Source organism: Vibrio sp. 10N.239.312.C11 (genome assembly GCF_041466065.1).
Classification (GTDB): Bacteria; Pseudomonadota; Gammaproteobacteria; order Enterobacterales; family Vibrionaceae; genus Vibrio; species Vibrio tasmaniensis_A.
On the sequence record NZ_JBFSRZ010000041.1, the window covers coordinates 17,737 to 44,157 of the forward strand.

The following is a 26,421-nucleotide window of genomic DNA, read 5'->3' on the forward strand; positions in this document are numbered from 1 at the left end:
GGGTACACAGGAATAAGGGTAAGTATGAAGGTTTTCATTCCTCACAACCATCGGCGTTGCCAAGTGTGCAGCCAAGGTTTTTTCGCAGACAGTCCCATTTGTTTTGAAGCTATTGGCGAAGGTGAGACTTTGGCTCAGTACGAAACGCTAGCTAAGCATGAAACGCCAGTTAAGCATGAAAATTTAACTAAGTATGAAGCTATAGCCAAGATTGTACCAACAGATAAAGCTGAGGGCTACGACGGTATTATGCAGGGGGGTATTGTTACTGCGTTACACGACAGCGCGATGTTGTATTGCTTGTTCCATAACAATATCAATGCGATGACGGTGAGTTTAACTTCTCGCTTTCACCATCCAATCGCCATTGGTCAGGAACTCGAAATTCGCGCTCAATGGGTGAAAAGCAGACGTAATCTTTATTTCCTCGAAAGCCAAATTACGCAGTGCGGGAAGTTATGTTCGTCGGCAAAGAGTCAGTTCATGTCAGCACCGCCTAGATTTGATCTGAACTAGAAGCTTTGTTCTTTTTGAAGTATTTGAACGCTGTCCAGACGGCATAAGCCGAAACACCTACGATCAACGCTGAGCGAAGTAGAATAGGTGCATCATGCTCAAGTTGACTAACATGCGGCACAATACTAGCGAACAATCGACTGGTAAAAAGCAGCCCCATTACTAACATAACAATTTTATTCATGTGACCTGCCGTTCAATAGGGTACGTTGCACAGAAACAATTATGGGGTGGGCTACACGGCCAAAAAACTATTCTGCTCGAAATAAAATCATGCGCTTCTCAAGCATGGTCGTCAACGCGATATCAGCTTAAAGCCAGTAAGCTAAAGTTTCGTTTTTGAAAGCGAGGGGGATTAAAAGTGAAGAGGGGATTGAAAGGGGGAAGAAGAGTGAGCCGCTAGGGCTTGTTCTTCAAACTAAAATGCCACCGCAAATCTGCAGTGGCATTTGAATGACAACAAACCATCATGTAAATCTTTAATTACAGCTCTAACAGTTTGGCTAATTCACGCTCTTCGAGCAGCTCTTCAATGCGTTGACGAGCCTTAGGCCCTTCTGCTTGTGCTTTGGTTGACTTGCCGGCTTTTTTACTGCGGCTCGTTTTTGTTTTTTCCTTAGTTGTCATCGGTAACCTTCCTTGTATTTTCTATCTTACAGGTTGCATGTCTCTTTTAGTGCTTTACCTGCTTTAAATGCTGGTGTTTTTGACGCTGAGATTTGAATCTCTTCTCCAGTTCTTGGATTGCGACCAGTGCGAGCAGCGCGGCTATTCACTTTAAAGCTACCAAATCCAAGGATAGATACATCGTCGCCATTAGCAAGCGTAGTCGAGATGCCTTCAACGAGTGCATTGAGTGCTGTGCCTGCTTGCTCTTTTGAGATGTCAGCAGAAGTTGCGATGTGTTCAACTAATTGAGATTTGTTCATGTTTTAAATTCCTTGTCGAGTTCGTCTGGCGTTTGGTTTTTGCAAACTATTGGTTAAATATGACCAATATGAACTGAAGTTATGTCATTGCTAGGATTGAACTTTGTAAAGTAACAAACGAAGTTGATTATAAAAACATATCACGCCTCATTCAATGCAAATCATTGACTATTACTTGTTTTCGGCCAGTTATGGACAGTGAGTCATGAAAATGAACATCGTTTTGTTTAAATTAATTCATGATATCAATCGAAAGTTAATATTTTTCTGTATGCAGAACAGACAAAAAAGCCCAGCGTGTGTGCTGGGCTCATGCTTTTTTGAAGCGGTTTTGTACTCGGAGCTAACGCAACGAAAATTATTTAGTAATAAAGATCTGTTCCGTTTCTAGCGAAGTCATCGAGCGAACTTGGCGCCAAATGTAGTAGAAGATACCTAACATCATCAACATACTTGGTATAGCGATGGCCGGGTAGCTGTAAAGTGTCAACTTACCCAATTCTTCATTAAAAGCTGCAGTACCTGCTGGGCTAGTCACAATCCAAGTCGCTAGAAAGTAGTTCATCGCAGAAGAAAACGCGAAGGTACTAGCGAATAGGTAGTTTGACTTCATTAGGCAACGATTAAACTCTGCTTGGTTACCAAACTGTCTTAAACGCTCTTCGATTAGAGATATGTTTAACAGTGCTGGCGTAAAGATAACTTTTTGGATAAACGGGTAGCGAGTGAAGGTTGAGCCAAGAACCGCTAAACCAATTAGGCCGGGTATTAGTGCTTCTTTTAATGCTAACCAACGAGTGTCGAGCTCGAAGAAGCCAATACCGCCGGTTAATAGTACGCTGACAAAGCCAAGTGCCGCGATGAAGTTAAACTTCTTGTTGCGGACTAACTCCATACCACCGTAAGCAATAGGGAAGGCAAGCGCGACAAGTAGTGCTAAGCCAGTTCCTAGGTGCTCCTCTCCACTGAACTTCATTAAGATGAATGAAGGAAGAAAGACGTTAAATACGACTTCGAAAAGAGGACTCGATTTTTTGTTTTCTGTGCTGCTCATAATTTCTAAATACATTATGTTATGGATTTATTCTCAGGGATTGTTGTTTACCTCGCTCAAGATGTAAAGCCTTAAGACGTCATGCTGTGTAACGACATGTGACATCAACGACATCTCTGAACTTATAGAACGCGTAATTCAACACTTTCGTGTCTGAGTTCTCGATTAACTTGGGGCTTATGGTGTGAAAGCAGTTGCTTGCTGAGTCAATTTATATGAACGCCATAGCTAAGCTTTCGCGTTTTTCTGCAGTGATCCACATTCATCAAGTTACCTAAGGCTGCAAACGCATATCCATATAATTGGAAACATGTACGGCAAGTTGCTTGTGATATTTTAGTTATGTTATAACATAACTAAAATATCACTCTTACTGAGAATAACGTTCGTATCGGTAAGAGGAAAACATCAAGCATGTATCAAGGAGATGACGTAATGGATGCCGTGTTAACGAAACCTGTAACAACCAATAATAACCAGCCACCTAACATTGGTTCTGCTGCGAGTATCAAGGAGCAGGCGAATCATGATCCATGCTTTAGCGCTTCTGAGCAGCCAACAGTGCTAGCAGACATCTATCGAAGCGATGTCAATATTGCGATTTGGCAGCGTACATTCGATGAAGATTTAACAATGGCAATCAGTGAATTTATCGCCTTGAATCCAAACTTCAGTAAATCTATGAGCCTGTCTCCAGACAACGCCTATGAGAAATTGGAGTTTGCTACCGACGAAACCGCATCTAAAGCACTACTAGAAAACATGGTAGAGCTGGTGGATATGTTCTGTTGTTTGTTTGATCTTGAAGAAGTAGGGCTCCGTTTAGCGGTTCTGAATAAAGCGATGTGTCCACGCTTCCATGTTGACCAAGTCCCTTGCCGTTTAGTGACTACCTATCATGGTGTTGCCACTCAATGGCTGCCAAACGACTTGGTCGACCGTACGAAGCTAGGAAGAGGGAGTAACGGAAAGCCAGATTCAGAGTCAGGCTTGTACAGTCATGAGTCGGATATCGAGCAACTTTCGAGTGGTGATGTGGCATTGCTTAAAGGGGAGCGATGGAGTGGCAACGAAAACGCGGGTCTGGTGCATTGCTCACCCGTAACTTCATTTAACGAGACGCGATTGTTGCTGACGTTAGATTTTGGTTAGTCGCGCTCTATTCGCGAGACGATTTTTAGAAGTCGTCGGCTTACCCCTTTTGTACATCCGGTTTTATACTCGTCAAACCTATTAATTTACGCCAACACTGTCAGCATAATGATGAGCAGCGCCGCTAAAGCTAGTACGCCTAACGCACGCCATTGAGAAACAAACGCAACACTGCCATTAAGTTCGATTTTTCTTTGGAAGCCAGTGACCATTGCCCAAGTTAATGGTTTTGAGCGTAATTTATAGAACAAAACGGCAAGGACGTGTACCGCAATCAGAGTTGGAAGTACTTTTATCATAGTGAGGTGAATGTTTTCTAATAATGAAAATACGGAGTCATTCAACCAGATATTTGCATAGGGTAAGTGATCAAGAAGCCCTGCTAAGGCTAAACCAGAAACACACTGAATAGTTAAAGCTGATAACAGTGTAACAACCATCCAACCGCCAGCAGGATTATGGCCTGGCTTTTCTTTTTCTTTTCCTAATAAATAACGAACTACTGATTTAGGTGATCGTAAAAACTGTCTGAACCGGCTCGTTTCGCTACCCACCCAACCCCAGACCAATCGCCAAACGATTAATGTCATAAGTGCTAGCCCAAGTTGAACGTGGGGTCCATTACCTGAAATGCCCGATGCCATTAACCCCATGAAAAGCGCCGCTTGCGTCCAATGGTATAGGCGAGTTGATAGATCCCAAATCTTCATAGTTTCACTCTCTCTTTTGTTTATTTAATCTCTGTTCGCTTTACAGTAATTTACACAGCAATAGTTGCAATTGCAACTATTGCTGTGTAAATTGATTTTATCAAGGAAACACAGGCATCAAAGAAACACAGACATCAGAGCAAAACGGAACATCGAAACGAATCATCGATGTCTGTATCGAAACCAGACAACAAAAGCTATATGAAGCGAGGAGAGATCAATATGAACAAGAGAATGATGCACAAGAGATTGGTGAGACTACTGTGTACTACAACCGTTTTACTTAGCACCCACGCTTTGGCATCACAAGATCATTCGAGCCAAATTGAACAGCGCCAATACGCATTTACACAAGTTGAAACCTTGATTGAGCAAGCCAAAGACTCATTAGATGGCAACGATACGAGTTGGCAGGTATTAGAAGAAACGAGTTTAGAGTTAACAGCTCATAGCGAATTGTTATTGACGTCATTTCCGGTGGGCAGCCAAGAGGGAAGTAAAGCTAAAGAGAGTGTGTGGAGTGAGCCTGAAAAATTCCAACGACTACTAAGTCAAATGAATCAAGGGTTCCAAGAACTCTATCAAGGTAGCCAACAAGGTAATGTATCACTGGTGGAATCAGGGTTAGAAGCAGCGCAGGCGACTTGTAAAAGCTGCCATCGTTCATATCGCTCACGTTGGTAATAACATTCAGTCCGCTCAACTAACTAACCCCATTTAACCAGTTAAAACTATTTATCCAAAAAGGAACAAAATATGAAAATGAGTATGTTTATAACACTAGCCGTTTCAATCATGTTTTCTGCTTTCACAAACGCAGCAGACTATGCCGTTGCTCTAGGCTACGCTGATGTGAATGTTCAACATTTGGGCTACAAACTGTCTGTGACGAATAACTAGTAGTCGTTGGTTATTGAGTTAGTATTGGGAAAGTGAAAATACAATAACTGACAAAACTAATAGTTAGTAAAGTAATTAAAGCGATTATTAACTAACCCCAATTTCGGTGAAATCTAAGTAATCGAATATAAGTGTTGATCTGATAGAAATAAGAATGCCGTTAGGTTTAAATGACAAGAAATAAAGGGCTGAACGTTATGTGTTGGGTCCTTTGCTATTTTTCGTCTAGGTAACAACGCTATGCTGAGCGTATTTAACTTAATTGCCCTCCAACAGGCTGTTCGGTATGATTTCTCATACAATCAATAATTTACTTGGTGAATGTCTCGCTATGCGTGCCCCTACTCACATATATTGCTGATATTAGCCTTGGATGGTTTATTAATTTATTTTAAAGCGTAAAATAAATGGTGCTTGCAAACTGTGTTGGTGACAAATTTGTCACCACGGTTTTTACTTCCAAATTATAGGTTTCCTATGTTCAAGAAACTCTCGCTTAAAAATAAGCTGGCGATCTCTGCCAGCATGGCCATTATCCTGGGGGGGATTTTGGTCGAAGTATTGTCTTTTCGTGCTTCATTGCAACGGTTGGATATTGAAGTTGAACAGCGCTTAGAAGGTGCATCAGCTTCTTACAATCAATATGTATCGGATTGGATCTTATCCAAAGAACGTGCGCTTACTTCACTTTCGAAGGAGTCAACACAAGAAAGCTTGGTGACTCACCTGAAGCAGGTTCGTGATTCAGGGGCGTTTGATAATGTGTTCTTAGCGTTCCCTGATGGCTCGCAAAAAAATGCGAATGGCGTAGTGTTGCCACCGGGCAATGATGATCCACGCGTATGGGGTTGGTACACCAATGCGGTTGCGAACCCAAGTAAGGTGTTCATGGATAACCCAACGGTTGCCGCGGCAACTGGGGCGAACGTTGTGTCGTTGGGTACTGCAATGCAACTGCATGGTCAGCAGGTCGTTTTGGGGGCCGATGTAGAAATTACCGACATTCTAAACAGCCTTGAAAAAGTGATTCTTCCAGGTGAAGGCTACATGTTTATCGCGACCAACAAAGGCACGGTTTACACGCACGCTGATACAAAGTTGCTGAACGAGAACATTAGCTCGCTAGGGCTAGATTTTGCTGATGTACAGAAGGCACTGACTAGCGGTAAAGACACGGCTATCGAGTTAAATGGCAGCGACTATGTACTGTACGCACGTGCGATTGATGGAACAGGCCTGATTACTATCAGTGTTGTTAATCATGACTCTTTGGTTGCACCGTTATTTGATGCTGTGTTTGGCCAAGTATTAGTGACACTGTTGGTCGTTATTGTATGTACCATATTGTTTAACCTGCTGTGTACTATTCTGTTCCGTCCGTTGAACCATGTGTCTCAAGCCCTGGCGCAGATCGCTAATGGTAGTGGTGATTTAACTCAGCGTATTCATGTTGAGAACCAAGACGAAGTAGGAGAACTAGCACAGAACTTCAACACTTTTGTAGGAAGTTTACAGCAGTTGATTGGTCATATTCGTGGACAATCAGAGCAGCTTAACAGCCAGTCAGAGAAAAGTACTCAGCGAGCGAATCGTTCGGTGGATGAGCTTAATCATCAACAGCAAGAGATCACCATGGTGGCGACGGCTGTAACGGAAATGGCGAGTGCAACGCAAGAGATTGCATCGCATGCTGAGCAAACCGCAAAAGCGGCACAAGACTCTGCGACAAGCACTAATAGCGGTCACGCCCTAGTTGTCGATACTAAAGGTTCTATCAATAACCTCGCCAATGAAGTGAACGAGGCGGGCAACGTGATCAGCGAGCTAAACAAGCATGCTCAAGAGATTTCAACGGTACTTGCTACGATTCAAGGTATTGCAGAGCAAACTAACTTGCTTGCTTTGAATGCTGCGATTGAAGCGGCGCGTGCTGGTGAACAAGGTCGTGGTTTTGCTGTAGTTGCAGATGAAGTACGTGTGCTTTCTCAACGAACTCACTCTTCAACAGAAGAGATAAAGTCAACGATTGATGTTTTACAACGCACAACGGCTCAAGCGGTTGATCTTATGGAGAGCAGCTCGAAACTGGCAATACATTCCGTCGAAGATGCCGACCGAGCTTCACATGCGCTAGAAGAGATCAACACAGCGGTGGCTTTGATTAGTGATATGGCGACTCAAATAGCTACCGCAGCAGAAGAGCAAACGCACGTGACGGGTGAAATTACTCAGAACATTACGACCATTAAAGATGTTACCGACCACTTAGTTGTGGGCGCACAGGACAGCTTAACTGAGTCGAACGAACTTAAGAGCCAAGCCGCTGGTTTAAGTGACAAAGTGGCGACTTTTAAGCTTGCTTAACTGTTTCACTCACTGATGCCTGATCAGTGAGTGATTGTTAAGCAATAAGTCAAAGCGACGTAGATTACGTCGCTTTTTTTGTATTTGTGAGTAATCAAATTATTTATTAATCAGTTTCTGAAAACTCTTTCAGCGCACTCATTGCAGCTTCTGCTTTCTCTTTCTGAACGAAGATATGGTCATGGTAATAACCAGCAATTACGTTGGCGCTAATGCCGTATGAACCTAGCTTGGTGGCAAAAGCCGCTGTTAATCCAACCGCTTCAAGACTCGAGTGGACCGATAAAGTTATCAGGCTAAATACACCGTCGAAGTCTAACTGAGCTTTGGTCGCAACGCCTTCTTCAAGAACCAGTGTTAAACTTTCCTTTTCACGAAAGGTCGCGATTGGTTCGAGTTGAACATAATCTCCCAATCCCCCGTCTACAGTACAAAAAACATAATCACCTTCAATGAGCTCTGGTGACATGGACTTTAGCAGAATGTCTAAATCGGTAATGGCGGTCATCGTCTTTTTCCCTGCGTAATTGCGTTTGTTTATGGTGTTGTATAATGCAGCCAAGATAGAATTTAGTTCTGCATAAGTAAAATTAATAATACTTATTCCACATCAGTATCGTTAATGTCGAGCTTGCTTGCATCTTGCAGATATTGAAAACGCACTGGTAAGCACAAGCAATCCAACGTCTGTTGATATCTGTGATTACATGAAGAAAGCATACCCACAACTCAAGGCAACAGAAGGCGATCTAGAACTGGGTGCCAAAGTGCTAAGTGGTGAGATGGAGTGGGACTAAACTCATTATCTCTGTTGTGTTTTAGAAAAGCCTGGAGATTGTGTTACATTTAAGTTGATACACAACTGGAGATATCGATGATCTGGCTTTCAGTGAAAGTACTACAGATTGGACTTGTCTATGGATACAGGAAGTATCAAAAAACGAAAAGAGCTCCTATGTAGGGGCTCTTTTTTTAGATGGCCTTGTTCTTATTAAAGTGAGACTTTTTTTTGGAACGTACAGTGTTGAAAGAAATGTTGTATTTGTCCGGTTTAATAACAGGCTATTCCTCTCAGTCTCAGTCTCAGTCTCAGTCTCCAACTCAACTTAGAGAAAACCAAAAAGAAAAAGTATGGCGAAAATAGAACAAGTTACCCCTCATATCGGTGCGCGAATCCATGGAGTCGATCTCGCCACATGCAGTGTGACTGAGCTCGATGAGGTTTATCAGGCGCTGATTACCCATCAAGTAATCTTCCTAGGTGATCAAGTACTCTCACCAGAACAACACTTGATGATTGCAGAGCGATTTGGACAGCTCGAGCTTGCGCATCCCTTCTTTCCTCGCGTCGAAAGCGCACCTCAGGTGAGTGTCATCGAAACAACCCGTGGTAATGCACCCATGGAAAGCTATTGGCATACGGATCTAACCTGGCGCAAAGTGCCATCGAAAGCTTCTTTGTTGCATGCTCAACATATTCCAAGCACCGGTGGGGATACGATTTGGTGTTCGATGACGGCGGTTTTCGAGTCATTAGATGAAGACATGAAAGCAAAACTGAGAGGGTTGTCTGCGACTCATTCGCTGGTGGCTTTCGAGGGAGTTGAGCCAGATCAGATAGAGCTTGATTGGCACAAATCACTACTTAAAACCGCGCAGCAAAATCCACCTGTAATTCATCCTGTTGTTCAGAGCCATCCGGAAACCGGTAAAGAAACACTTTATATCAATGAGCAGTTTACCCGTTATATCAACGAACTTGACCGACAAGAGAGTGATATTTTACTTAACCAACTGTTTGAAATTGCACGACGCCCTGAGTTTCAAGTCCGTTTCAAATGGGACAGGGGATCAATGGCTATTTGGGACAATAGGGTCACGCAACATTACGCGGTGATTGATTACGGCGATACTCCAAGAAAGATGCATCGCGTTACAGTGACATAATGCAAACGAAGAGGCGCAGCACTTGCTAAGGCGCGTTATTGGTGTAGGCGTGAGCGTATAAATCTGAATCACTTAGGGATGTTGTCTGAGTTAAAGTATGAAACCGAGACTTTATTCATCTAAGTCATAATAAAATCAAAAGCGTTGATACATATTTGATTGAAAGCTCACTGCTCTGAGGTGATGTGTAATATACTCAGCGGAAAACATAAGAACCAACATCAAATTTTAGACTTTGTAAACGTTAGGGCTTAGTAAATAAAGTATTTGTATGAACGCGATTCGTAAAGTTTATCAGTACGCAGAACCTAACCTAACCCTTGTGGGTTGGATGGGCTTTGTCGGTTTCCCTGCTTACTACATTGTATGGGAATTCTTGTTTCCGCAACCCTATGAAAATTTAGCCGTGCGTCTGTTTTGCTCGGTATTGTTCCTTGGGATTGTTGTTCGTAATCGTATTCCATTTGATTGGCGAAAGTACCTTCCGGCTTATTATCAAGTCGCTATTACCCTCTGCTTACCGTGTTTTTTCTTTTACATGCTGCTGATGAATAACTGGTCCAACGTATGGGTTATGTCTTTCATGTCGGCTATTTTCCTCCATATTCTATTAGTTCACGTCACCCGAGTGATGTTTGCACAAACCTTCGCCGGGATAGGGATTGCTACCTTGTGTGCGTGGGTGGCACAAGGCTTCTACTTAGAGCTCACCATGGATTGGACGCATGTGCCAATCTTCTTATTTATCTATTTGTTCGGTAACTTATTTTACTTCCGTAATCAGGTGGAACATGAGAATAAGGTGTCATTGGCGAAATCTTTTGGAGCTGGTATCGCGCATGAGATGCGAAACCCACTAAGTGGTTTACTGACATCTATTGATGTTATGCAGTCCATATTGCCGAATCCGAAAAGTGGTGGCCACCAAGGGCAATACGCTTTGAGTAATGAAGAAGTTATACAGTTACGTGAAGTGGGTGATGAAGCGATGGAGATTATTCACTCAGGTAACGAGACGATTGATCTGCTATTGACTTCAATTGATGAAAACCGAGTATCTCGTTCTACGTTCAAGAAACATTCAGCTCAAGCGGTGGTTGAAGGGGCGATAGATAGCTTTAACTATAAGCGCTCAGCTGATAAATCAGCGATCTCTTTAGATGTACAAAGCAACTTTGATTTCTTGGGCAGTGATACCTTGTTGAAGTACGTGATGTATAACTTGTTCAAGAACGCATTCCATCATCGCAGCCCTGAAGATTTTCATATTCATGTCACCATGTGCAGTGATGACGTGACCAATCAAATTATGGTTACCGATAACGGAGCTGGTATTTCAAACGATGTCATTCGACGTATCTTCCAGGATTTTTACACCACCGGCCAATCAGGTAACTACGGCTTAGGTTTGCCATTTTGTCAGAAGGTAATGCGGTCGTTTGGTGGAGAGATCAAGTGTAAGTCTGAGGTGGAACAGTGGACACAGTTCACGATGACTTTTCCATCTTTGATTTCTCACTCTGTGAACGAAATTAAGAGTGAGCTCACTAAGCTAAAGACAGTGTTGATGGTGAGTGACCAGAAAGTACTCTCTGATAAAATTACTGAGACATCACGTTTTATGGGGTTTGACCTCACCGTATTAGACGTTGTATCAGCACTTAAAAATAAGGAATATCAATTTGAGTTCGACTTGATTTTCGTTGATATGGAGAGCTTAGATTTAAGAGCCAATTACCTCGATAGAATTGAATCTTTGCTATCGTTCACTGAAGCGAGAATCATCTATTTGTATGAGCATCATCCCATTAAGCGTGTTCGTAACGTTGCTTTTGAACCGATTTGGGTGGAAACACAAGTTTGGCTACTGAATACCAAAGCCACCATCGAGCGCTTACTTTTCGATTCTAATTACGTGTTGCCATCGGTTGCTGTGAAACCACTAGAGGCGACTAATAAACGTACGATAATGGTGGTGGATGACAACGAATCTTTGCGCCGTTTTACCGCAATGTTATTGGAAAAACAGGGCTTTGACGTTGTACAGAAAGAAGATGGCCAACAAGCGTTAGATGCTTTGGATACCGAGGATGTTGATTTGATTCTGATGGATATCGAGATGCCAATTATGGATGGTATTGAAGCTTCTCGTCGAATCCGCAGTGCAGCCAAAGAATACTCTACAGTGCCGATTATTGCTCACACAGGCGACAGTTCCCCAGTGACATTGGAAAAAATGGAATCGTCAGGCATGTCAGATTTTATTGTGAAGCCAGCGGATAAAACCCGACTGTTCGATAAAATTGCACACTGGATTTGATTGGTTGTACCGTCCGGTTATCCAGCTGAACTAGATGAATAGATAAATAGATGAACACAAGAAAGAGCTCAGCAATTCGCTGGGCTCTTTTTGTATCGCGACATGATAGCGTCTATTCAGTCCTGCCGTTTGTGTTAGTTATAGAATTGGTGTGTACAGAGTTATACGAACTCTAACTCTGGGTGATGGTACGCTTCGTGACAAACTGTGAGCACATGGTCAATGTCTCGTGGTGTCATATCGGCATTCACTGAAAATCGGATGATGTTCTTGTTCTTGCCCGTAGCGGGGCGGCAGAACACCGCACCGAACACATTCCGTTCTTCAAGGAAGTCGCGCACTCGCTCTGTATTTCTCTCATTGCCGCACTCCAACGCAACAATTTGAGACTCGCTGCGGATATTAAAGCCAATTCGTTTTAGACCCGTAGTCAGCGATTTAGCACGCAGGAACAGAGCTTGTCGTTTATCATCTGCACTTTTGATTACCTCTAATGTTTTCTCTAAACGGACCACCTCTTGTGGTAACACGGTCGAGCTGAAAATCGCGGGATAAGCAACAAACGGTAAGGTTTCTGAAAGCAGTTTTGGCCCAAGGATCGCGCCTGCACGATAAGCAAAGGTTTTAGCCAAACTTACGGTGATGAAGTCGACTTGGTTTGTAAGGCCCAATGCGTGAACTATGCCGGCACCATTTTCCCCATGCGTGCCCAATGAATGCGATTCATCAACGACGACGGCACAATCAAACTCCTGCGCCATTTCGTAGATGTCGCGTAGTGGGGCGATGGTCCCAATGGTACTGTAAACCGAATCGACCACAATAACGCCTGAGCCGTGGCGCTCTAGCTGTTTGCGCAGGTGATTCATATTGTTATGCATAAACGGGTGGGCGAGGGCGCCTGCAGCGCGAATGCCTTCCCAAAGCGACATGTGTGCAAAGAAGTCAATGTATACAGGTGTGCCCGGTGGGCAGATGGTTTGCAATAGCCCAATATTGGCCGCCCAGCCAGACTGAGAAAGCAAACAGCTCTCCATTCCGACATAGTTCGCGAGCTCAGTTTCAAACGCAGGTTTAGACTCTTCATCTTGTAAAAAAATTGCAGACATCACTACGTTGTCATCGTGTTCGATAATCGCCGCTTGATGGGCGTCTTGAATCGGTTTGTTGTGTGACAGTGCTAAGTAATCATTGCTCTGCATCACGACGGCGTTGCGCTGAGGTCGTTTACCCAATACCAAGTGCTTTTGGCTTTGGTTCTGGGTAATGAGGTCTTGAATATAGAAGTTCAAGCGTTCTTCGATAAAGGAAGGTAGTGGTTTGTTTGTTGTTGTATCACTCATAATTATTCTCTTCAAATACGGGAAAACGCCAGCGCCGGCGGTTGTATATTGAAGTTAAAAAGTGATGTGTCATTAGTCAGTTTGCATAATTTTGTATGTGCTAGCAAACTCAGTATTTAAAGGTATCGAAGCGAGTCATTTTCCTTACGGTGCGGGGCTTTAACCTAGATCAGATAGGAATGATAGCCTTCTTTTTTATGATAGAAGGCTATTAAAATTCGGTGTTCTAGTGACCATGAAAAAGTCGATTCTGAAAAGCTTTGATGTCCTAGCTGCGTATTATGAACTGGCACGTATTAAGAACTGGAACGTATTAGCTATGAACGTGAATCAGTTCGATTAAGTCGTTCAATTCCTGCTTGGCTTTTCCCTCTAACGAGTAACCAATATTGATGCGTAAGCAATTGCTGTAAAGGTCATGAGTGCTAAACAGGTGCCCAAGCCTGATATCAATGTTGTGGTCGGCAACTGCCTGAGCAAAGCTTGATTGGTTCAAATTTGGTATTTGTAGCCAAAGTACCATGCCACCTTGCGGGTTACTTATCTTTACTCCTTGAGGAAGGTGCTGAGCCAAATAACTTAGGTATTGCTGGCGCAAAGAGAGAAGCTGAGTACACCTTCTTCTAACGTGTTTTGCGTATTGACCAGATTCGATAAAGTCAGCAACTGCAAGCTGAGTGGGTAGGGCGACGCCATAGCTTGCAGCAGAAAACTGAGCCTTGTATTCGTTAATGAACCTCCCTGGTAAGCACCATCCTAATCGGTAACTCGGTGACAAGCTTTTCGATATTGAACCACACCATAGTACATAGCCGCCTTTGTCGTAGTATTTCGCGGGGAGTGGAGTGTGTGAGGAATAAGAAAGTTCCAGATACACATCATCTTCAATGATCGGTACTTGATAGTGATTCGCTAATTCAGCAAGCTTTTGTTTTTGACTAGCCGACATGTTGATCCCTTGAGGGTTCATATGAGAGGTACAAAAAATCGCGGCATCGACTTGTCTATTCTTCAAATGCGCTTCCAATTGTTGCAAGTCGATACCGTCATCCAGAGATGGGATCTCGATGATTTGTCGCGACATCTTTCCGAGCAACTCCAGAATGCCGTTGAAACAAGGTGAACTAATCGCGATGGTGTCGCCTTCTTTGGTGCACGATTCAAGTGCTGCCTTAATCGCAGACATACAGCCTGCAGTAATCACCATCTCTTCAGGTGAAAAGTGTACATCGAGCTTGGCAAAGTGAGTGGATAATGCCTGACGTAACATTGGCTCACCTTGTGTATCTGGGTAATGGTTTAGCCTGCTGCTCATACGCCGAATAGCGCGGCGAAAACTGCGTTCCAGTTCAACAATCGACTGTTCATCATTGGCGGTGCTAGACACCCCTAAAGATCCATTGATTGAGTTGTGAGTCGATGAGGTTAGCTTGACGCTCGACACTTTACTTTCAAACTGTGCCCACTCTGGGGTTGAACGAGCAGGTTTATGAGGAGAAACAAAATACCCTGCTTGCGGTCGAGAGTGTATCCAGCCTTGTGATTCGAGTTCTTGGTAGCAGCTCACCACGGTCGACATGCTGATGGCTTGTTGTTTAGCTAATTGACGCAGCGAAGGCATGCGTCCACCTTCGGGTCTTTTCCCCGTTTCAATCTCATCAATAAACTGATTGGCTAGCTTTCTGTAGATGCTCATGGTCACGACCGTTGTTAACTGTACTGGTTTTTATTGTAAAAATTGTATCTGTACTGGTTTTGTTGATCAAGGGATACTCATTCAAAACAAAGGAGGGGTCAGTATGAAAAGAAATGATTTGTTGTTAGCGGTGTTCGTGATGGCAATTTGGGGATTCAATTTCTCGATGATCAAAATGGGTGTAACCAATGTTCATCCGTTGTTGGCAACCGCCGCGCGTTTCTCGCTAGCGGTGATTCCGGTGATATTTTTTGTAGCAAGACCGAATGTCGCGTGGCGTTATTTAGTGAGTTATGGCTTTGTGTTTGGTGTGGGCATCTGGGGCATGGCTTCATGGTCAATCACCGCTGGGCTCTCATCGGGGCTTTCGTCGGTGTTGCTTTCAACCAATGTGCTAATTGGTATGGCGGTTGGCGTGTGGGTTTTCAAAGAAAGTGCGTCGGTTCGCAAGTTAATGGGTGCGATGTTAGCCATGTGCGCGTTGGCGGTGCTGGTTTCCGCAGCAACGGGCAATGTCACTGTTAATGGCGTGATTCTTATTATGATCGCAGCGTGTAGTTGGACGTTAATGGGCGTGATTGTTAAAGCGTCTAAAACCACTCAGGCTTTTGCGTTTAACGTGTGGGGCATGCTATTTGCGCCAGTTCCATTAGTGTTGTTTGCGGTGATGCTGCACGGTGACCAAATTATTTGGCAGGCGATAGAACAATGGGATTGGAACGCAACGATTGCTGTGTTGTTTCAGGCTTACCCAACCACGCTATTCGGTTACTGGGTGTGGAATAAACTGTTAATTCAATATCCGTTAAGCACGACAGCGCCGTTAACCTTGCTAGTACCTATATTCGCATTGATCAGTGGTTACTTTATGTATGACGAAGTGCTATCAGTCGCTCAAGTTGTGGCATCTGTACTGTTTCTAGTCGGTATAGGTTTGATAGTGAAGCCTGCTAAGACAACCGTAAGACCTCTTAGGGAAATAAAGACGATTGATTGAGCGTTTTCTAAAAACACAGCAGAATAGCATTGTCGAAAGGATTGACTAATTCGAATTAAATTCTGAAATGATACAAATATCATATTTAATAATGGTTACTTAGTAACCTCTGTTGAGTTTGATATCAAATCAAGTGGCTGATTTTATTGGGTATAGGATAGAGGTCTCAAAAATTATCTTTCAGAACACTAAAGTTTTAAATTCTTATTATGTTGGGTTTTGCGGGATATAATATCACATCGTACCTGTTGGTTAGGTGTTTTTTAGCTATATATGTGACTTTACAAGGGAGTTATCTTCCTGATTTGAAAGAATAATTAAATTGATGAGATAAAAAAGTTGGCGAAAATCAGAAGCTTGGCATACACTTTCCTTGTAAATGACCTTATCTCATTGATTGAATAGGGTAAATGCTTTGGCGCTACTGAAGATGGTAGCAATGTATAACATAGCTTTGAGGAAAGTTTTATGGCACTCACTAAAGCCGATTTGGCTGAGAACCTGTTTGAAACACTCGGATACAGCAAGCGGGATGCCAAGGAAACGGTTGAAGTGTTTTTCGAAGAAGTTCGTAAGGCACTTGAAAATGGCGAACAGGTAAAACTGTCTGGTTTTGGTAACTTTGATCTTCGTGAGAAAAACGAGCGACCTGGTCGTAACCCGAAAACTGGTGAAGACATTCCAATTTCTGCTCGACGTGTTGTTACTTTTAGACCGGGACAAAAACTGAAGGCCCGAGTCGAAAATATTAAAATCGAGAAGTAGCCAAGCAATAGACCACGCCTAGCGTGGTCTTTTTGTATCTACGTCTTATGCATCATTTGCTGACTGTCTTGTCACTAGTTTCTCTTAGTGGTATCACCTTACTCCCTTTTCTTAGCTACCCTTCTCGTTAACCACCCTTTTCGTTAACCACTAATAGTGACATCCCCTATATTTTGCTTTCTGATACTAATGAACTAATGAACTAATGAACTAATGAACTAATGAACTAATGAACTAATGAAAGCAACGCGAGAGCACTAATAAAAAGAAAGGGCTGCGATTATGCAGCCCTTTGTCGTTCTTGTTTATGGTAAGCGTTTATGCCAGTGGTTATGCCGCTTTAATGTGCGTGGTAATGTACGGTTGCCATGCTTGTTGGTAAAGCTCTAAAGATTGGCGTCTTAGGCTATTGATTTGTGCCGCTTCGATATCGTTGATTGGGCGATGTTCTGCAATTGCGTGACGCTCAATGCCTTGGATGATTTCGTAGAGTTCGTGCTCAGGGCCACTTTTCACATCAGCAATCGCTTTCAAGTGAAGTTGAACCTCTGCAATGATGTTGGTTTTAGGTAAACGAACCAACAAGTTAAGGTCACGGTAGCCAGAATCGGCTGGTGACTTAAACTTGTTTTTCAGCTTAACAACGTCTGCTTCACGGCTTAGCGCTTCGTAAACTTCAACCAAGCTTTCTACATCGTTCGCGATGATAGTTGCACGGGCTAAGTCGGTAATTTTTGTTACATCACCATCAAGCTCAAGGGCGATTTTTTCTTCTGCACGAGCTTGAGATTTAACGCCAGCAAATAGCGCTTCAGAATTGGTGAGTAGGGCAGTACTTTTACAGATAGTTTCTAGTTCAGCTTGGCCTTGATGTGCTTTGCTGTACAGAATATCGAAGTCGGTGTAAGGCTGAGTCGGGCGTGAGTCGAAGGCTTTGATGCCGTAAAGGCCGCTCAAACTATGACGGAATACGTTTGATGAAACTTGGTTTTGCGCAGGAGTGCGCGTTTGATCAGTCGAACTTGTTGAAACAGGTGCTGCTGCGAATGCAGGCGCTCGGCTCAATACCAATAGCATTAGGGCCGTCGTACGGAGAAATACACTCATTCAAACTCCAAAATACAAGGTTACAAAAACGGGTAGTTAAAAGGGGTAACCAGTAACGCACAAGAGTAAAAACAGCTTAACTAAACTCACTACATATTAAATGGGGCTAGCTAAGACAGAAACCAACTCTAACGTTTAATATTGCTTTAAAATGTGAAGATATAGACAAATAATCCAACCGTTAGTTCCGCAATTATTAGAACTTTGAACTTAGCCAGTTTCTGATTTCATCGAAACCAATTTGGTACTTTAAACCAAGCTAAGGTTGCTCTTACCTCTCTATACTGTACCCTTGCATTATGACTGTTTAACATGAACGAAAGATGAATAATCCTGAATTTTGGCACAATAAATGGGCAGCCAACCAAATTGGTTTCCACCTCGAAGATGTAAACCCACTTCTGATTAAATTTTGGGAAAAGACTGAGCCTAGCTACGAGAAGAGTGTGTTTGTTCCACTTTGTGGCAAAAGTGAAGATCTGATTTGGCTAGCTTCAAAGCATGAAGATGTTCAAGGTGTCGAGTTAAGTCAGATTGCGGTTCGCGCATTTTTTGCAGAGCACCTTTACACCCCGACTGTGACTCAAATCAGTGGTCAGCACGAGCTGTATCAATTCGATGAACTGAACATCTACACGGGCGATTACTTCTCAGCGCCAATCCAGCCTGTCGATACCATTTACGATCGCGCGTCTTTAGTCGCATTGCCTGAAGAGATGCGCGTGCAATATGTAGAGCGTTTGAAGCAACTGTTAAAGCCAGGCGGCAAAATCTTATTGGTGACATTGGATTACGATCAAAGTGAGATGGCAGGGCCTCCGTTTAGCGTACCTAAGCTAGAGATCGATCAGTTATTTGCAGGTTATAAGATCACTTTGTTGAATCAAGATATCGCAGATGATGAACACCCAAAGATTGCGAAGAAAGGTTTGTCTCGATTCAGTGAAGAAGTGTATTTGATTGAGTCTGACGCTTAAGCTTAAGCTGAGTTTGCTTTTAAGCCAATAGCTAACGCCAACAGCTAAAACGAACAAAAAGACGGGCTCGATAGCCCGTCTTTTTTTATTGTTCAGATGTGAACTCGTGATTGTTCAGAATTGAATAGCTGGCTAGTAAATCACTTTTATTTTAGAAGCACTCTCAATTGCATCTTCAATCGCAGTCTCAGTGCTGTTGCGACGAGTAAGCGCCACACCTAGACGACGGCGACCATCGATATCAGGTTTACCAAACAAGCGAACTTGCGTCTGTGGTGCGTCTAGCGCCTCTGTAAGACCTTCAAAACGAATGTTGGTTGAAGTGCCTTGACCAAGGATAACCGCTGATGCACACGGACCGTATTGCGTGATGGATTTGATCGGCAAACCGGTAAACGCGCGTACGTGCAGTGCGAATTCCGATGAGTCTTGAGACATAAGAGTCACTAAGCCAGTATCGTGTGGGCGAGGGGATACTTCGTTGAAGATAACGTGATCGCCTTTGACAAACAGCTCTACGCCGAAGATACCGTGACCACCTAATGCGTTAACCACTTGTTCAGCGGTGTATTGCGCTGTTTTGAGTGCGTTGTCTGACATGACTTGTGGCTGCCATGATTCACGGTAATCACCATCTTCTTGGCGGTGACCGATAGGCGCACAGAAGTGAACACCGTCGACTGCGCGAACGGTAAGTAGCGTAATTTCGTAATCAAAGTCGATGAAGCCTTCAACGATCACACGACCTGCGCCAGTACGGCCGCCTTCTTGTGCGTAGTCCCAAGACTTTTGAATGTCTTCTTCTGTTTTGATTACGCTTTGGCCTTTACCTGAAGAGCTCATTACTGGCTTAACAACGCAAGGCATGCCCACGAATTCAACAGCGGCAGCGAAGTCTTCAAAGGTGTCTGCAAAGCGGTAAGGAGAAGTGCTCAGTTTTAGCTCTTCTGCCGCTAGGCGACGGATACCTTCGCGGTTCATCGTTAGCTTGGTCGCATTCGCAGTCGGAACGACATTTAAGCCTTGTGCTTCTAGCTCTACCAACTTGCTGGTGGCAATAGCTTCAATTTCAGGAACCACATAATCTGGCTTTTCTAGTTCAATGATCGCTTGAAGTGCATCGCCGTCTAACATGTCTAATACATGGCTACGATGCGCAACTTGCATCGCGGGTGCGTCTGCATAACGGTCACAAGCAATAACTTCCAAACCTAAACGTTGGCACTCGATAGCAACTTCTTTGCCGAGTTCACCTGAACCTAATAGAAGTACACGAGTAGCATTTTCACGAGTAGCAGTACCAAACATAGAAATTCCTTCCGATCTTTTGAACGATTGATTGAAAACGGGGTGATCATACTTATTTCAATGATAAAAGCAAACGTTTGCGCAAGTTGTTGCGTTAATTACAGGTATAAAAAAAGCAGCCCCGTTAAATAGGGCTGCTTATTTGAATTTTTGTTAATTAGATGTACTTAGATTGCTAAGTAAGTCACTGGAATGTCGGGATTAATCGCTTCTAATGTAGATTGCGTATCCGCTAGGTGACTGATGCTACCTTCGGCGATTTCAACCAAAGCTGCACTTTCAATTTGTTCAAAATCGAAGCCAGCCAGTTTAAGTTGAATTAACGCGACTTGCAGAGGAGGTAGGCTCGGGTTGAACGCTGCGTTTTCAGCGTAAGCACCCGTAAAAATTTCACCTGACGTCAGTTGTAGCGAAACACCACTTAGGTTTTTTGTGTAAGGCGCATGGCTGCGGTTTAGTGCTGCTAGCGCTTCTACAACAATAGGTGTTGTTTCTTCGGTCGTGTACTTATGATCAAGCTTTGTCATTAGGCCTGTTGTTACACCTAAATCAGCAGGGCCGAAAGAGTCAGGTAGGTATTCTTGCAGTGACATTTCATCACGCTGTGGTAATTGAACTTTAAGTTCTTTTGCCGTCGTCAATTCGTTCATGAATTGGCGACAGTGACCACAAGGGCTGAAGTTGATCGTGATATCAGAAAGGCCTTCTTCACCCTTCATCCACGCGTGGCTGATGGCTGATTGTTCAGCATGAACCGTTTGACCAAGTTGCGCACCTGCAATTTCCAAGTTTGCACCGAAGTACAGACGACCAGATAGGCCACGCACGATGGCACCCACATAGAATTCAGATAGCGGCGCGTAAGAATACGCAGCGGCAAAAGGAAGTAGCGCAATACGTAGCTCGTCATCCGCTAAACCACTTGCTTGCAGGAGGCTAGCAAATTGTTCTGGAGACAATGTCGCGTCAAAGTTGTCTGCTAATACGATGTCACTCAAAAGTGCTTTGATTGCTGTTGGAGCACTTTCCAGCGCCAGGGTAATACGACTGTTCATGTTGAATCCTTATTTGACCTTAGGCTTTAATTTTATGCAATGTGTAGGAATTTTCTGTGATAACGATCACTATTGTATTGTTGTTGTTACATTGATTTGCATAATTAGAGTGAGGTCACAGATGAAATCGATTGCAAGCGCAAAAACCATCGTTGATATCGCACTTATTGGCCTAAACAGGACGCGACTTGGCTGCTATTGCTGATTAAATGCGAATAAAAAGCCCAAGCAGGCACTGAAATCAACAGTATTCTGGTTGGGCTGATTCGTGTGGTGAGGTTTTAGTTAAGAATAGAGCCAAACCACGAGCGAAAATATACTCGGTGCGATGATTGAGGTAATGACGCCACAAAGCACAAGCGCTAGAGAGCTGAATGCTGCATCTTCTTGGTTCTTTTCAGCACATGTCGCAGTACCTAATGCGTGAGATACCGTGCCCATGGTTAAACCACGCGCGATAGGGCTCTTAATACCAATGAGATTGTAGATTGGATAAGCAAAAATTGCCCCAAATAGACCAACAATCAATACCAGTATTGCCGCAATCGCTGCTTCACCACCTAAATGGCTCGATACTTCCATCGCAATTGGTGTGGTGACTGACTTACCTAATAAACTCGCAATCAAACTCAAGTCCGCTTTAAAAGCCACTGCGATCAATGCTGTCGTTGTCATCGACATCACACTGCCTAGCGTGCAAGCAAAGGTGATGATGCGCCAGTTGGCTCTGATTTGAGGTAGCTGCTCATAAAGCGGATAAGCAAGGGCAACAACAGCAGGCTGAAGCATGTAAGTAATCCAGGTGTTGTCCGCATAGTAAGTCTCAAACGGTACTTTGAAGAACGTGAGTATCGGAATGATGATACCAATGCTGATCAGCAGGGGATTACACAGCGGTGAGTTTACTTTTTGACTTACCCAGCGAGCAAACAGGAATACCACGATGGTGAGTAGAATCCACATGATCAGTTACCTCTCGAAAGCAAGCGGTCTAAGAACCATGATAAAGACACCAACACCAACAACGTGCCGCCAACGGCGCTCGCCATAATTGGCAATGCGTTTGCGATAAGCATGTCGAAGTGATCCATCAACCCTACACTGATCGGAACAAACAGTAAGATCATTAGCCGGATAATCAAGCTTGCACCGGGTTGTACCCAGTGCGAAGGAACAATACCAATCACCATGGCGGCAAACAGAATCAACATGCCAAAAATACTGCCTGGGATTGAGGTATCCAAAAAGTGCTGTAACGCGTTACCTGCTGTAAGTGCACCTATGATTAAGGTGAAGGAGATTAAGCAGTAAACCAGCTGGATCAATCTTTCTTTCAAAGTGTTACGTCTCTTGATAATGGAATTAGCTAGCTAACTTTTCTACGTATTGATAAACCGCCTTCAAGATAGCCATTTTCTTCTCGTCACTTTCATGTTCGTGCGCGAGGTTTTCAAGGTTGACCATGTACTCTTCTAAACGGCACTCATAAAACTCACGACAATGGTTTGCCCATTTCAGTTGTTCAGCTTCGTCTAGCGTCCATGGGAAATGACGAGCACGGTAACGGAACAGTAACGGTTTAATACGTTCATCACCGAAGGTGATATCTAAAGCTGCCAAGTTATTTGGGTCAGTTTCGCGAATGATGTTCATCGCTGTTTTATCAGCAGGTGAAAAGAAACCGTCGTAAAGGTGGGTATCAACATCATCACTTTTTTCGTACTCGCGCTCTTGAGAGTACAGGCCAATGAGTTTTTCGCGGATCTCTGGGTGTTCGCGCAACAGGGCCAAGTTCTTCAAGCATTGTTGGCGATCGATGCCAATGGTTTCGGCATTTTCAGCCGTCAGCGTTTTGGCTGGAGCAAGAATAGGGCACTTGTTCAGTTGAACCAATTTGATTGGCACGGGTAGCTCGTCTTCACCCAGTTCACTGCGCTTGGTGTAGAGCCTTTCTCTGAGTTCATCAGCATCCAGTTCTAACAGTGGGCTTGGATCTTTAGCTAAATCAACCACGATAACCGCATTTTGATTGGTTGGATGCCAAGCCATAGGCACAACCCAGCTTGTGTAGTTGCAGTCACGGCCAAACATGCCTGACACGTGCATTAGAGGTGTCATGTTTACGATGTCGACAAGCTCATTCAACTTACGCTTGTGGCGCATGTTGTAGAGATAATCAAACATCTTAGGTTGTGCAGCTTTTAGCTTCTTCGCCAACTCGATAGTCGCAATAACATCGGCCATTGCATCGTGCGCGTTCTCATGTTCAATGCCGTTTGCCACAGATAAGTGTTCCAGTTTGAAACTTGGATAACCTTCTTCGTTCTCTGGCCAAACAATGCCTTCAGGGCGCAGTGCGTGAACAGCGCGCATTACATCGAGTAGATCCCAACGAGAGTTGCCGTTCTGCCAGCTCCACGCATATGGGTCGATGAAGTTTCGGTAACAGGTGTAACGCGTTACCTCGTCATCAAATCGAATACTGTTGTAACCAAGGCTTGTGGTGTTTGGTTTGGCCAACTCAGCATGGATCTTAGCGATAAACTCTGGCTCAGGGAGACCTTGTGAAGCCGCTTTCTGTGGCGTGATACGGGTGATCAGCGCAGCTTCAGGCGCAGGGAGGTAATCAGCAGGAGGTTGGCAATAGATAACCAGAGGCTCTCCAATAACATTGAAATCTTGGTCGGTACGAACACCCGCAAACTGACTCGGACGGTCTTTTGCTGGGCTAACGCCCCACGTTTCGTAATCGAAAAAGAAGTAGGTCGGCTGATTATCTGAACTCATTGAATTTCCTGAACAGTAAGCGTGGAACATTTACTGTGGCTGAAGGTTAGTTTTGTTCAGTATCTGATAGTATGCGGTACACGTGCAACCCAGATCACAAATAAATTGCCGTAAAACGGTGCTTTACTATTCAACCGAGCCGCGTGGGTATGCCTTTGGAGCGCATTGTGGCGGTTTGTTACTATCTATTACTCGTTTAATCTGACGGAGGCGAGAGTATCAACCGGACTTTCTGTTTCATGGTTAGCTCTCGGTTTCTCAAATCTTTGAATATAGCCTTCCATTCTTGAAAGGTGACGATTATAGGGTTAAAACTGTTTACGGGTTTGGTGACGCCGTAACGCACGGTTTCAATTTCAGGCTCGAACGTACCAAACAATTTATCCCAAATGATTAAAACACCGGCGTAGTTCTTATCGATGTACTGCGGGTTTTTACCATGATGTACTCGATGATGCGACGGGGTATTAAAGATGTACTCAAGCGGCCCCAAGCTTCGTATCCATTGTGTATGGACAAAGAACTGTAAACCTAGGTTGAGAAGGACCACAAAGATCACCCATTTAGGGTCGAAACCTATGATGACGAGCGGCACCCAGAACAGCCACATCCCAGCAAGTGGATACATCAAACTCTGACGGAAAGCTGTGCTAAAGTTCATCTGTTCTGAACTGTGGTGCGCGACGTGCGCGGCCCACATCCAGCGAACACGATGGCTTGCTCTGTGGAACCAGTAATAGCAAAAGTCTTGCAACACCATCAACACAATGAAACTCAGCACGCCCATGTCGATGTCCATTAAACGCCAACCAAACATCAAGAGATACAACTGCACGACCAATAACCCGGTGATCAAATCGGAGAGTTGATGCATTCCCGCAAGCGTGAAGTTACACATCACTTCTGAAAGTTTATAGCTGGAATTATCTGGCAATCGACCTTGCTTCTGACCGATAAAATACTCAGCCAACATGCACACCACGAATAAGGGCGCTAATACCAGCAGTAGCCATTCTGGGTGATTGATTAATGCGTCGATATTCATGTTTTATCCTTGTTGAGACGCTATACGCGTTCTTAGTATCAAGTTTACTTAGACTTGCTCGCCTGAGATTCAATCAGCAGAATTACGTTACCAGCGAGCAAAGTGATCTTCTGTTAGGCCAAGAACACCATCGAGTTGATGTGTCACTCCATTGTTGTCTTCAATCGAGCCAGAAAAGTGACCAATGAACTGACGAAAGTTACTCTTTAACAGCCATAAATTGAGCTTTTCGCTGCGGTTATTTAAGGGCGTAAAGGTCAGGTTTATACGTTCATCTTGTGATGTTATCTGCCAAGGCAAGTTCGTGTCTTGGCGACTGAACGTAAACTGTACCGGGTTAAGCAAGTGTCTGGTTCCATTGACCCATAACACGTTTTCGCAGCCTCCAGTCTCATTCACGCCCGCCGCGAGGTTTAGGCCAATATCTGTGCCATTGGATTGCGTGTTGATACTTGCCCAGCGCCAACTGGTCTCACGCCTCATGTAACCCGCTGAAAAGTCATAACCGGCACGAGCTTGTTGGAGAACGAGTGATTCTCCTTTGATTTGGATTTCACCGCTGATGCGCAAAGCATTGTGCTTTTGAGTGTAAGTCCAACCTGAATAACCCGTTGGGCTGCACATCGCCATGGGCAAGCTGTCGGTTTCAGGCTCTAAAGCGATATCGGCCTTGATGAGTATGGTATTCAATCGAACTTGCCATTGTCCGCCTTCAATATTAAAGATGATGCTTTGGCCTGCAATGTTTGTCGTGCCGTCAAATGGCGAAGCGGTAACTTGTTTATCAAACCCTAATGGCCTCAACCAAGATGACTCTTCTAGATGGTTGTTTTCAATATCGTACAGATAACAAAATGCCGAGCCTAAGTAGCGAATATCCGCGATTGCCACGCCGATAATGTGCGTTTCGGTGACGATGCTGACAAATTGAAATTGTTTGTAGTGGAAGTGCTTCTGCCAAGGGGCTGCTTTTGAATCCATCGAGTTTCGGTAGTCAAAGCTCTCGATGTTCAGGTGTTTGGGGATGTCATCGAAATGTCCAATGATCGGCTGACCATTAGAATCAATCAAACTGTGTGGGGCTGGGTTGGTTTTTATCATTGCGATGGTTCACATTATTTTAACAACTAAAGCCATTGTGCGATGAGTAGCGTAGAATTGGGAGGTCATATTCGGACAAGAGCGCGTTACCAATCACGATTTTGTCAGTAGTGTTGTTGAAGCTGAGTAGTCATGTTTATGGGAATGGGCTCGATATAAGGAGAGACTATTGGAGATTATCGCGGAGTATAAGCCGACCGGACATCGGCATCAGTTGGGTACATTAGATATCGCGCTGCTGTTGAATACGTTAGAGCAACGAGGTATCGATATTGAAAGGCTACTCAATGATGTTAATGCCGATCGTTTAAGAAGACTTGAACGATCTTGCAGTTAGCAGATAATCCC

At 43.9% G+C, this 26,421-nt stretch carries 27 protein-coding genes and 1 pseudogene; 12 read left to right on the top strand and 16 right to left on the bottom strand.

What is annotated here, in order from left to right; all coding sequences use genetic code 11:
* Positions 1-24: 24 nt before the first annotated feature.
* Positions 25-516: a PaaI family thioesterase gene (locus tag AB6D07_RS16450; RefSeq protein WP_017102709.1), complete on the top strand. Its 492-nt coding sequence runs from the start codon at positions 25-27 to the stop codon at positions 514-516.
* On the opposite strand, the gene AB6D07_RS16455 is transcribed toward AB6D07_RS16450, so the two are convergent.
* The 4 genes from AB6D07_RS16455 to AB6D07_RS16470 form a co-directional block, all read right to left on the bottom strand.
* Positions 497-700, bottom strand: a complete 204-nt coding sequence (locus AB6D07_RS16455; RefSeq protein WP_012604160.1) for a hypothetical protein — start codon at positions 698-700, stop codon at positions 497-499. The two genes, AB6D07_RS16450 and AB6D07_RS16455, sit on opposite strands and share 20 nt — an antisense overlap.
* A 299-nt stretch (positions 701-999) precedes the next feature.
* Positions 1,000-1,143 (bottom strand): hypothetical protein, encoded by a 144-nt coding sequence (locus AB6D07_RS16460; RefSeq protein WP_009846967.1) that lies wholly within the window; start codon positions 1,141-1,143, stop codon positions 1,000-1,002.
* A 26-nt stretch (positions 1,144-1,169) separates the two neighbouring features.
* Positions 1,170-1,445, bottom strand: a complete 276-nt coding sequence (locus AB6D07_RS16465; protein WP_009846966.1) for an HU family DNA-binding protein — start codon at positions 1,443-1,445, stop codon at positions 1,170-1,172.
* 358 nt (positions 1,446-1,803) lie between these two features.
* Positions 1,804-2,499: a VC0807 family protein gene (locus AB6D07_RS16470; protein WP_017102710.1), complete on the bottom strand. Its 696-nt coding sequence runs from the start codon at positions 2,497-2,499 to the stop codon at positions 1,804-1,806.
* Between the two features lie 435 nt (positions 2,500-2,934).
* Between AB6D07_RS16470 and AB6D07_RS16475 the strand changes: the two genes are divergently transcribed.
* The gene (locus tag AB6D07_RS16475; RefSeq protein WP_029222871.1) at positions 2,935-3,651 is read left to right on the top strand and encodes a DUF1826 domain-containing protein; all 717 of its coding nucleotides are present in this window, start codon (positions 2,935-2,937) and stop codon (positions 3,649-3,651) included.
* A gap of 86 nt (positions 3,652-3,737) precedes the next feature.
* Here the strand turns inward: AB6D07_RS16475 and AB6D07_RS16480 are convergent, their stop codons facing one another.
* Entirely contained in the window at positions 3,738-4,361 is a 624-nt protein-coding gene (locus AB6D07_RS16480; protein ID WP_017096976.1) for a cytochrome b/b6 domain-containing protein, read from the bottom strand.
* Positions 4,362-4,529: 168 nt separating this feature from the next.
* On the opposite strand from AB6D07_RS16480, the gene AB6D07_RS16485 reads away from it, so the two are divergent.
* The 3 genes from AB6D07_RS16485 to AB6D07_RS16495 all read left to right on the top strand — a co-directional run bounded on the left by AB6D07_RS16485 (position 4,530) and on the right by AB6D07_RS16495 (position 7,625).
* Positions 4,530-5,045 carry a cytochrome c gene (locus AB6D07_RS16485; protein ID WP_017102712.1) on the top strand — a complete coding sequence of 172 codons (516 nt, stop codon included), beginning with the start codon at positions 4,530-4,532 and terminating at the stop codon, positions 5,043-5,045.
* Positions 5,046-5,117: 72 nt separating this feature from the next.
* Positions 5,118-5,261 (top strand): hypothetical protein, encoded by a 144-nt coding sequence (locus AB6D07_RS16490; RefSeq protein WP_017102713.1) that lies wholly within the window; start codon positions 5,118-5,120, stop codon positions 5,259-5,261.
* Between the two features lie 477 nt (positions 5,262-5,738).
* Complete coding sequence (locus AB6D07_RS16495; RefSeq protein ID WP_029222873.1) at positions 5,739-7,625, top strand: methyl-accepting chemotaxis protein; 1,887 nt, start codon at positions 5,739-5,741, stop codon at positions 7,623-7,625.
* Between the two features lie 106 nt (positions 7,626-7,731).
* On the opposite strand, the gene AB6D07_RS16500 is transcribed toward AB6D07_RS16495, so the two are convergent.
* A complete protein-coding gene (locus tag AB6D07_RS16500) occupies positions 7,732-8,133 on the bottom strand; it encodes an ACT domain-containing protein (RefSeq protein ID WP_012604152.1) in 402 nt (133 codons plus the stop codon).
* 127 nt (positions 8,134-8,260) lie between these two features.
* Here AB6D07_RS16500 and AB6D07_RS16505 point away from each other — a divergent pair, with 127 nt between their 5' ends.
* From AB6D07_RS16505 to AB6D07_RS16515, 3 genes are all read left to right on the top strand, one after another.
* Entirely contained in the window at positions 8,261-8,422 is a 162-nt protein-coding gene (locus AB6D07_RS16505) for a hypothetical protein (RefSeq protein WP_017102715.1), read from the top strand.
* Between the two features lie 334 nt (positions 8,423-8,756).
* Complete coding sequence (locus AB6D07_RS16510; protein WP_017102716.1) at positions 8,757-9,572, top strand: TauD/TfdA family dioxygenase; 816 nt, start codon at positions 8,757-8,759, stop codon at positions 9,570-9,572.
* Between the two features lie 271 nt (positions 9,573-9,843).
* Positions 9,844-11,892 carry a response regulator gene (locus AB6D07_RS16515; RefSeq protein ID WP_017102717.1) on the top strand — a complete coding sequence of 683 codons (2,049 nt, stop codon included), beginning with the start codon at positions 9,844-9,846 and terminating at the stop codon, positions 11,890-11,892.
* Positions 11,893-12,053: 161 nt separating this feature from the next.
* Here the strand turns inward: AB6D07_RS16515 and cqsA are convergent, their stop codons facing one another.
* Together cqsA and AB6D07_RS16525 are read right to left on the bottom strand one after the other, a co-directional pair.
* The gene (cqsA, locus tag AB6D07_RS16520; protein WP_017102718.1) at positions 12,054-13,235 is read right to left on the bottom strand and encodes an alpha-hydroxyketone-type quorum-sensing autoinducer synthase; all 1,182 of its coding nucleotides are present in this window, start codon (positions 13,233-13,235) and stop codon (positions 12,054-12,056) included.
* Between the two features lie 313 nt (positions 13,236-13,548).
* A complete protein-coding gene (locus AB6D07_RS16525) occupies positions 13,549-14,931 on the bottom strand; it encodes a PLP-dependent aminotransferase family protein (RefSeq protein WP_017096969.1) in 1,383 nt (460 codons plus the stop codon).
* A 103-nt stretch (positions 14,932-15,034) separates the two neighbouring features.
* Here AB6D07_RS16525 and AB6D07_RS16530 point away from each other — a divergent pair, with 103 nt between their 5' ends.
* Positions 15,035-15,928: an EamA family transporter gene (locus AB6D07_RS16530; RefSeq protein WP_009846953.1), complete on the top strand. Its 894-nt coding sequence runs from the start codon at positions 15,035-15,037 to the stop codon at positions 15,926-15,928.
* A 468-nt stretch (positions 15,929-16,396) separates the two neighbouring features.
* Entirely contained in the window at positions 16,397-16,693 is a 297-nt protein-coding gene (gene ihfA / locus AB6D07_RS16535; protein WP_004734853.1) for an integration host factor subunit alpha, read from the top strand.
* Between the two features lie 330 nt (positions 16,694-17,023).
* On the opposite strand, the gene AB6D07_RS16540 is transcribed toward ihfA, so the two are convergent.
* Positions 17,024-17,800, bottom strand: a complete 777-nt coding sequence (locus AB6D07_RS16540) for a RelA/SpoT domain-containing protein (protein ID WP_017059130.1) — start codon at positions 17,798-17,800, stop codon at positions 17,024-17,026.
* 323 nt (positions 17,801-18,123) lie between these two features.
* On the opposite strand from AB6D07_RS16540, the gene AB6D07_RS16545 reads away from it, so the two are divergent.
* Positions 18,124-18,777: a thiopurine S-methyltransferase gene (locus tag AB6D07_RS16545; RefSeq protein WP_009846951.1), complete on the top strand. Its 654-nt coding sequence runs from the start codon at positions 18,124-18,126 to the stop codon at positions 18,775-18,777.
* A gap of 132 nt (positions 18,778-18,909) precedes the next feature.
* Here the strand turns inward: AB6D07_RS16545 and purT are convergent, their stop codons facing one another.
* The 7 genes from purT to AB6D07_RS16580 form a co-directional block, all read right to left on the bottom strand.
* On the bottom strand, positions 18,910-20,085 hold the full coding sequence (gene purT, locus AB6D07_RS16550) for a formate-dependent phosphoribosylglycinamide formyltransferase (protein ID WP_017102199.1): 1,176 nt from the start codon (positions 20,083-20,085) through the stop codon (positions 18,910-18,912).
* Between the two features lie 167 nt (positions 20,086-20,252).
* Positions 20,253-21,140 carry a cytidine deaminase gene (gene cdd, locus AB6D07_RS16555; RefSeq protein WP_017102198.1) on the bottom strand — a complete coding sequence of 296 codons (888 nt, stop codon included), beginning with the start codon at positions 21,138-21,140 and terminating at the stop codon, positions 20,253-20,255.
* Between the two features lie 285 nt (positions 21,141-21,425).
* The gene (locus AB6D07_RS16560; protein ID WP_017102197.1) at positions 21,426-22,103 is read right to left on the bottom strand and encodes an LrgB family protein; all 678 of its coding nucleotides are present in this window, start codon (positions 22,101-22,103) and stop codon (positions 21,426-21,428) included.
* A gap of 2 nt (positions 22,104-22,105) precedes the next feature.
* A complete protein-coding gene (locus AB6D07_RS16565; protein WP_004734867.1) occupies positions 22,106-22,477 on the bottom strand; it encodes a CidA/LrgA family protein in 372 nt (123 codons plus the stop codon).
* A 25-nt stretch (positions 22,478-22,502) separates the two neighbouring features.
* Positions 22,503-23,927: an exodeoxyribonuclease I gene (gene sbcB, locus AB6D07_RS16570; RefSeq protein ID WP_017102196.1), complete on the bottom strand. Its 1,425-nt coding sequence runs from the start codon at positions 23,925-23,927 to the stop codon at positions 22,503-22,505.
* Between the two features lie 196 nt (positions 23,928-24,123).
* Positions 24,124-24,972, bottom strand: a complete 849-nt coding sequence (locus AB6D07_RS16575) for a sterol desaturase family protein (protein WP_017102195.1) — start codon at positions 24,970-24,972, stop codon at positions 24,124-24,126.
* A gap of 87 nt (positions 24,973-25,059) precedes the next feature.
* Positions 25,060-26,073, bottom strand: coding sequence for a DUF2804 domain-containing protein (locus AB6D07_RS16580; protein WP_017102194.1), 1,014 nt, complete (start codon positions 26,071-26,073; stop codon positions 25,060-25,062).
* 169 nt (positions 26,074-26,242) lie between these two features.
* Between AB6D07_RS16580 and AB6D07_RS16585 the strand changes: the two are divergent.
* A pseudogene (locus tag AB6D07_RS16585) lies at positions 26,243-26,368 on the top strand (AraC family transcriptional regulator); the annotation flags it as partial.
* Between the last annotated feature and the right edge of the window lie 53 nt (positions 26,369-26,421).

Excerpts from the sequence above, each read along its gene's own strand:
- AB6D07_RS16450 (WP_017102709.1), top strand. The coding sequence starts at position 25 with ATGAAGGTTTTCATTCCTCACAACCATCGGCGTTGCCAAGTGTGCAGC.
- AB6D07_RS16455 (WP_012604160.1), bottom strand. The coding sequence starts at position 700 with ATGAATAAAATTGTTATGTTAGTAATGGGGCTGCTTTTTACCAGTCGA.
- AB6D07_RS16460 (WP_009846967.1), bottom strand. The coding sequence starts at position 1,143 with ATGACAACTAAGGAAAAAACAAAAACGAGCCGCAGTAAAAAAGCCGGC.
- AB6D07_RS16465 (WP_009846966.1), bottom strand. The coding sequence starts at position 1,445 with ATGAACAAATCTCAATTAGTTGAACACATCGCAACTTCTGCTGACATC.
- AB6D07_RS16470 (WP_017102710.1), bottom strand. The coding sequence starts at position 2,499 with ATGAGCAGCACAGAAAACAAAAAATCGAGTCCTCTTTTCGAAGTCGTA.
- AB6D07_RS16475 (WP_029222871.1), top strand. The coding sequence starts at position 2,935 with ATGGATGCCGTGTTAACGAAACCTGTAACAACCAATAATAACCAGCCA.
- AB6D07_RS16480 (WP_017096976.1), bottom strand. The coding sequence starts at position 4,361 with ATGAAGATTTGGGATCTATCAACTCGCCTATACCATTGGACGCAAGCG.
- AB6D07_RS16485 (WP_017102712.1), top strand. The coding sequence starts at position 4,530 with ATGTCTGTATCGAAACCAGACAACAAAAGCTATATGAAGCGAGGAGAG.
- AB6D07_RS16490 (WP_017102713.1), top strand. The coding sequence starts at position 5,118 with ATGAAAATGAGTATGTTTATAACACTAGCCGTTTCAATCATGTTTTCT.
- AB6D07_RS16495 (WP_029222873.1), top strand. The coding sequence starts at position 5,739 with ATGTTCAAGAAACTCTCGCTTAAAAATAAGCTGGCGATCTCTGCCAGC.
- AB6D07_RS16500 (WP_012604152.1), bottom strand. The coding sequence starts at position 8,133 with ATGACCGCCATTACCGATTTAGACATTCTGCTAAAGTCCATGTCACCA.
- AB6D07_RS16510 (WP_017102716.1), top strand. The coding sequence starts at position 8,757 with ATGGCGAAAATAGAACAAGTTACCCCTCATATCGGTGCGCGAATCCAT.
- AB6D07_RS16515 (WP_017102717.1), top strand. The coding sequence starts at position 9,844 with ATGAACGCGATTCGTAAAGTTTATCAGTACGCAGAACCTAACCTAACC.
- cqsA (WP_017102718.1), bottom strand. The coding sequence starts at position 13,235 with ATGAGTGATACAACAACAAACAAACCACTACCTTCCTTTATCGAAGAA.
- AB6D07_RS16525 (WP_017096969.1), bottom strand. The coding sequence starts at position 14,931 with ATGAGCATCTACAGAAAGCTAGCCAATCAGTTTATTGATGAGATTGAA.
- AB6D07_RS16530 (WP_009846953.1), top strand. The coding sequence starts at position 15,035 with ATGAAAAGAAATGATTTGTTGTTAGCGGTGTTCGTGATGGCAATTTGG.
- ihfA (WP_004734853.1), top strand. The coding sequence starts at position 16,397 with ATGGCACTCACTAAAGCCGATTTGGCTGAGAACCTGTTTGAAACACTC.
- AB6D07_RS16540 (WP_017059130.1), bottom strand. The coding sequence starts at position 17,800 with ATGAGTGTATTTCTCCGTACGACGGCCCTAATGCTATTGGTATTGAGC.
- AB6D07_RS16545 (WP_009846951.1), top strand. The coding sequence starts at position 18,124 with ATGAATAATCCTGAATTTTGGCACAATAAATGGGCAGCCAACCAAATT.
- purT (WP_017102199.1), bottom strand. The coding sequence starts at position 20,085 with ATGTTTGGTACTGCTACTCGTGAAAATGCTACTCGTGTACTTCTATTA.
- cdd (WP_017102198.1), bottom strand. The coding sequence starts at position 21,140 with ATGAACAGTCGTATTACCCTGGCGCTGGAAAGTGCTCCAACAGCAATC.
- AB6D07_RS16560 (WP_017102197.1), bottom strand. The coding sequence starts at position 22,103 with ATGTGGATTCTACTCACCATCGTGGTATTCCTGTTTGCTCGCTGGGTA.
- sbcB (WP_017102196.1), bottom strand. The coding sequence starts at position 23,927 with ATGAGTTCAGATAATCAGCCGACCTACTTCTTTTTCGATTACGAAACG.
- AB6D07_RS16575 (WP_017102195.1), bottom strand. The coding sequence starts at position 24,972 with ATGAATATCGACGCATTAATCAATCACCCAGAATGGCTACTGCTGGTA.
- AB6D07_RS16580 (WP_017102194.1), bottom strand. The coding sequence starts at position 26,073 with ATGATAAAAACCAACCCAGCCCCACACAGTTTGATTGATTCTAATGGT.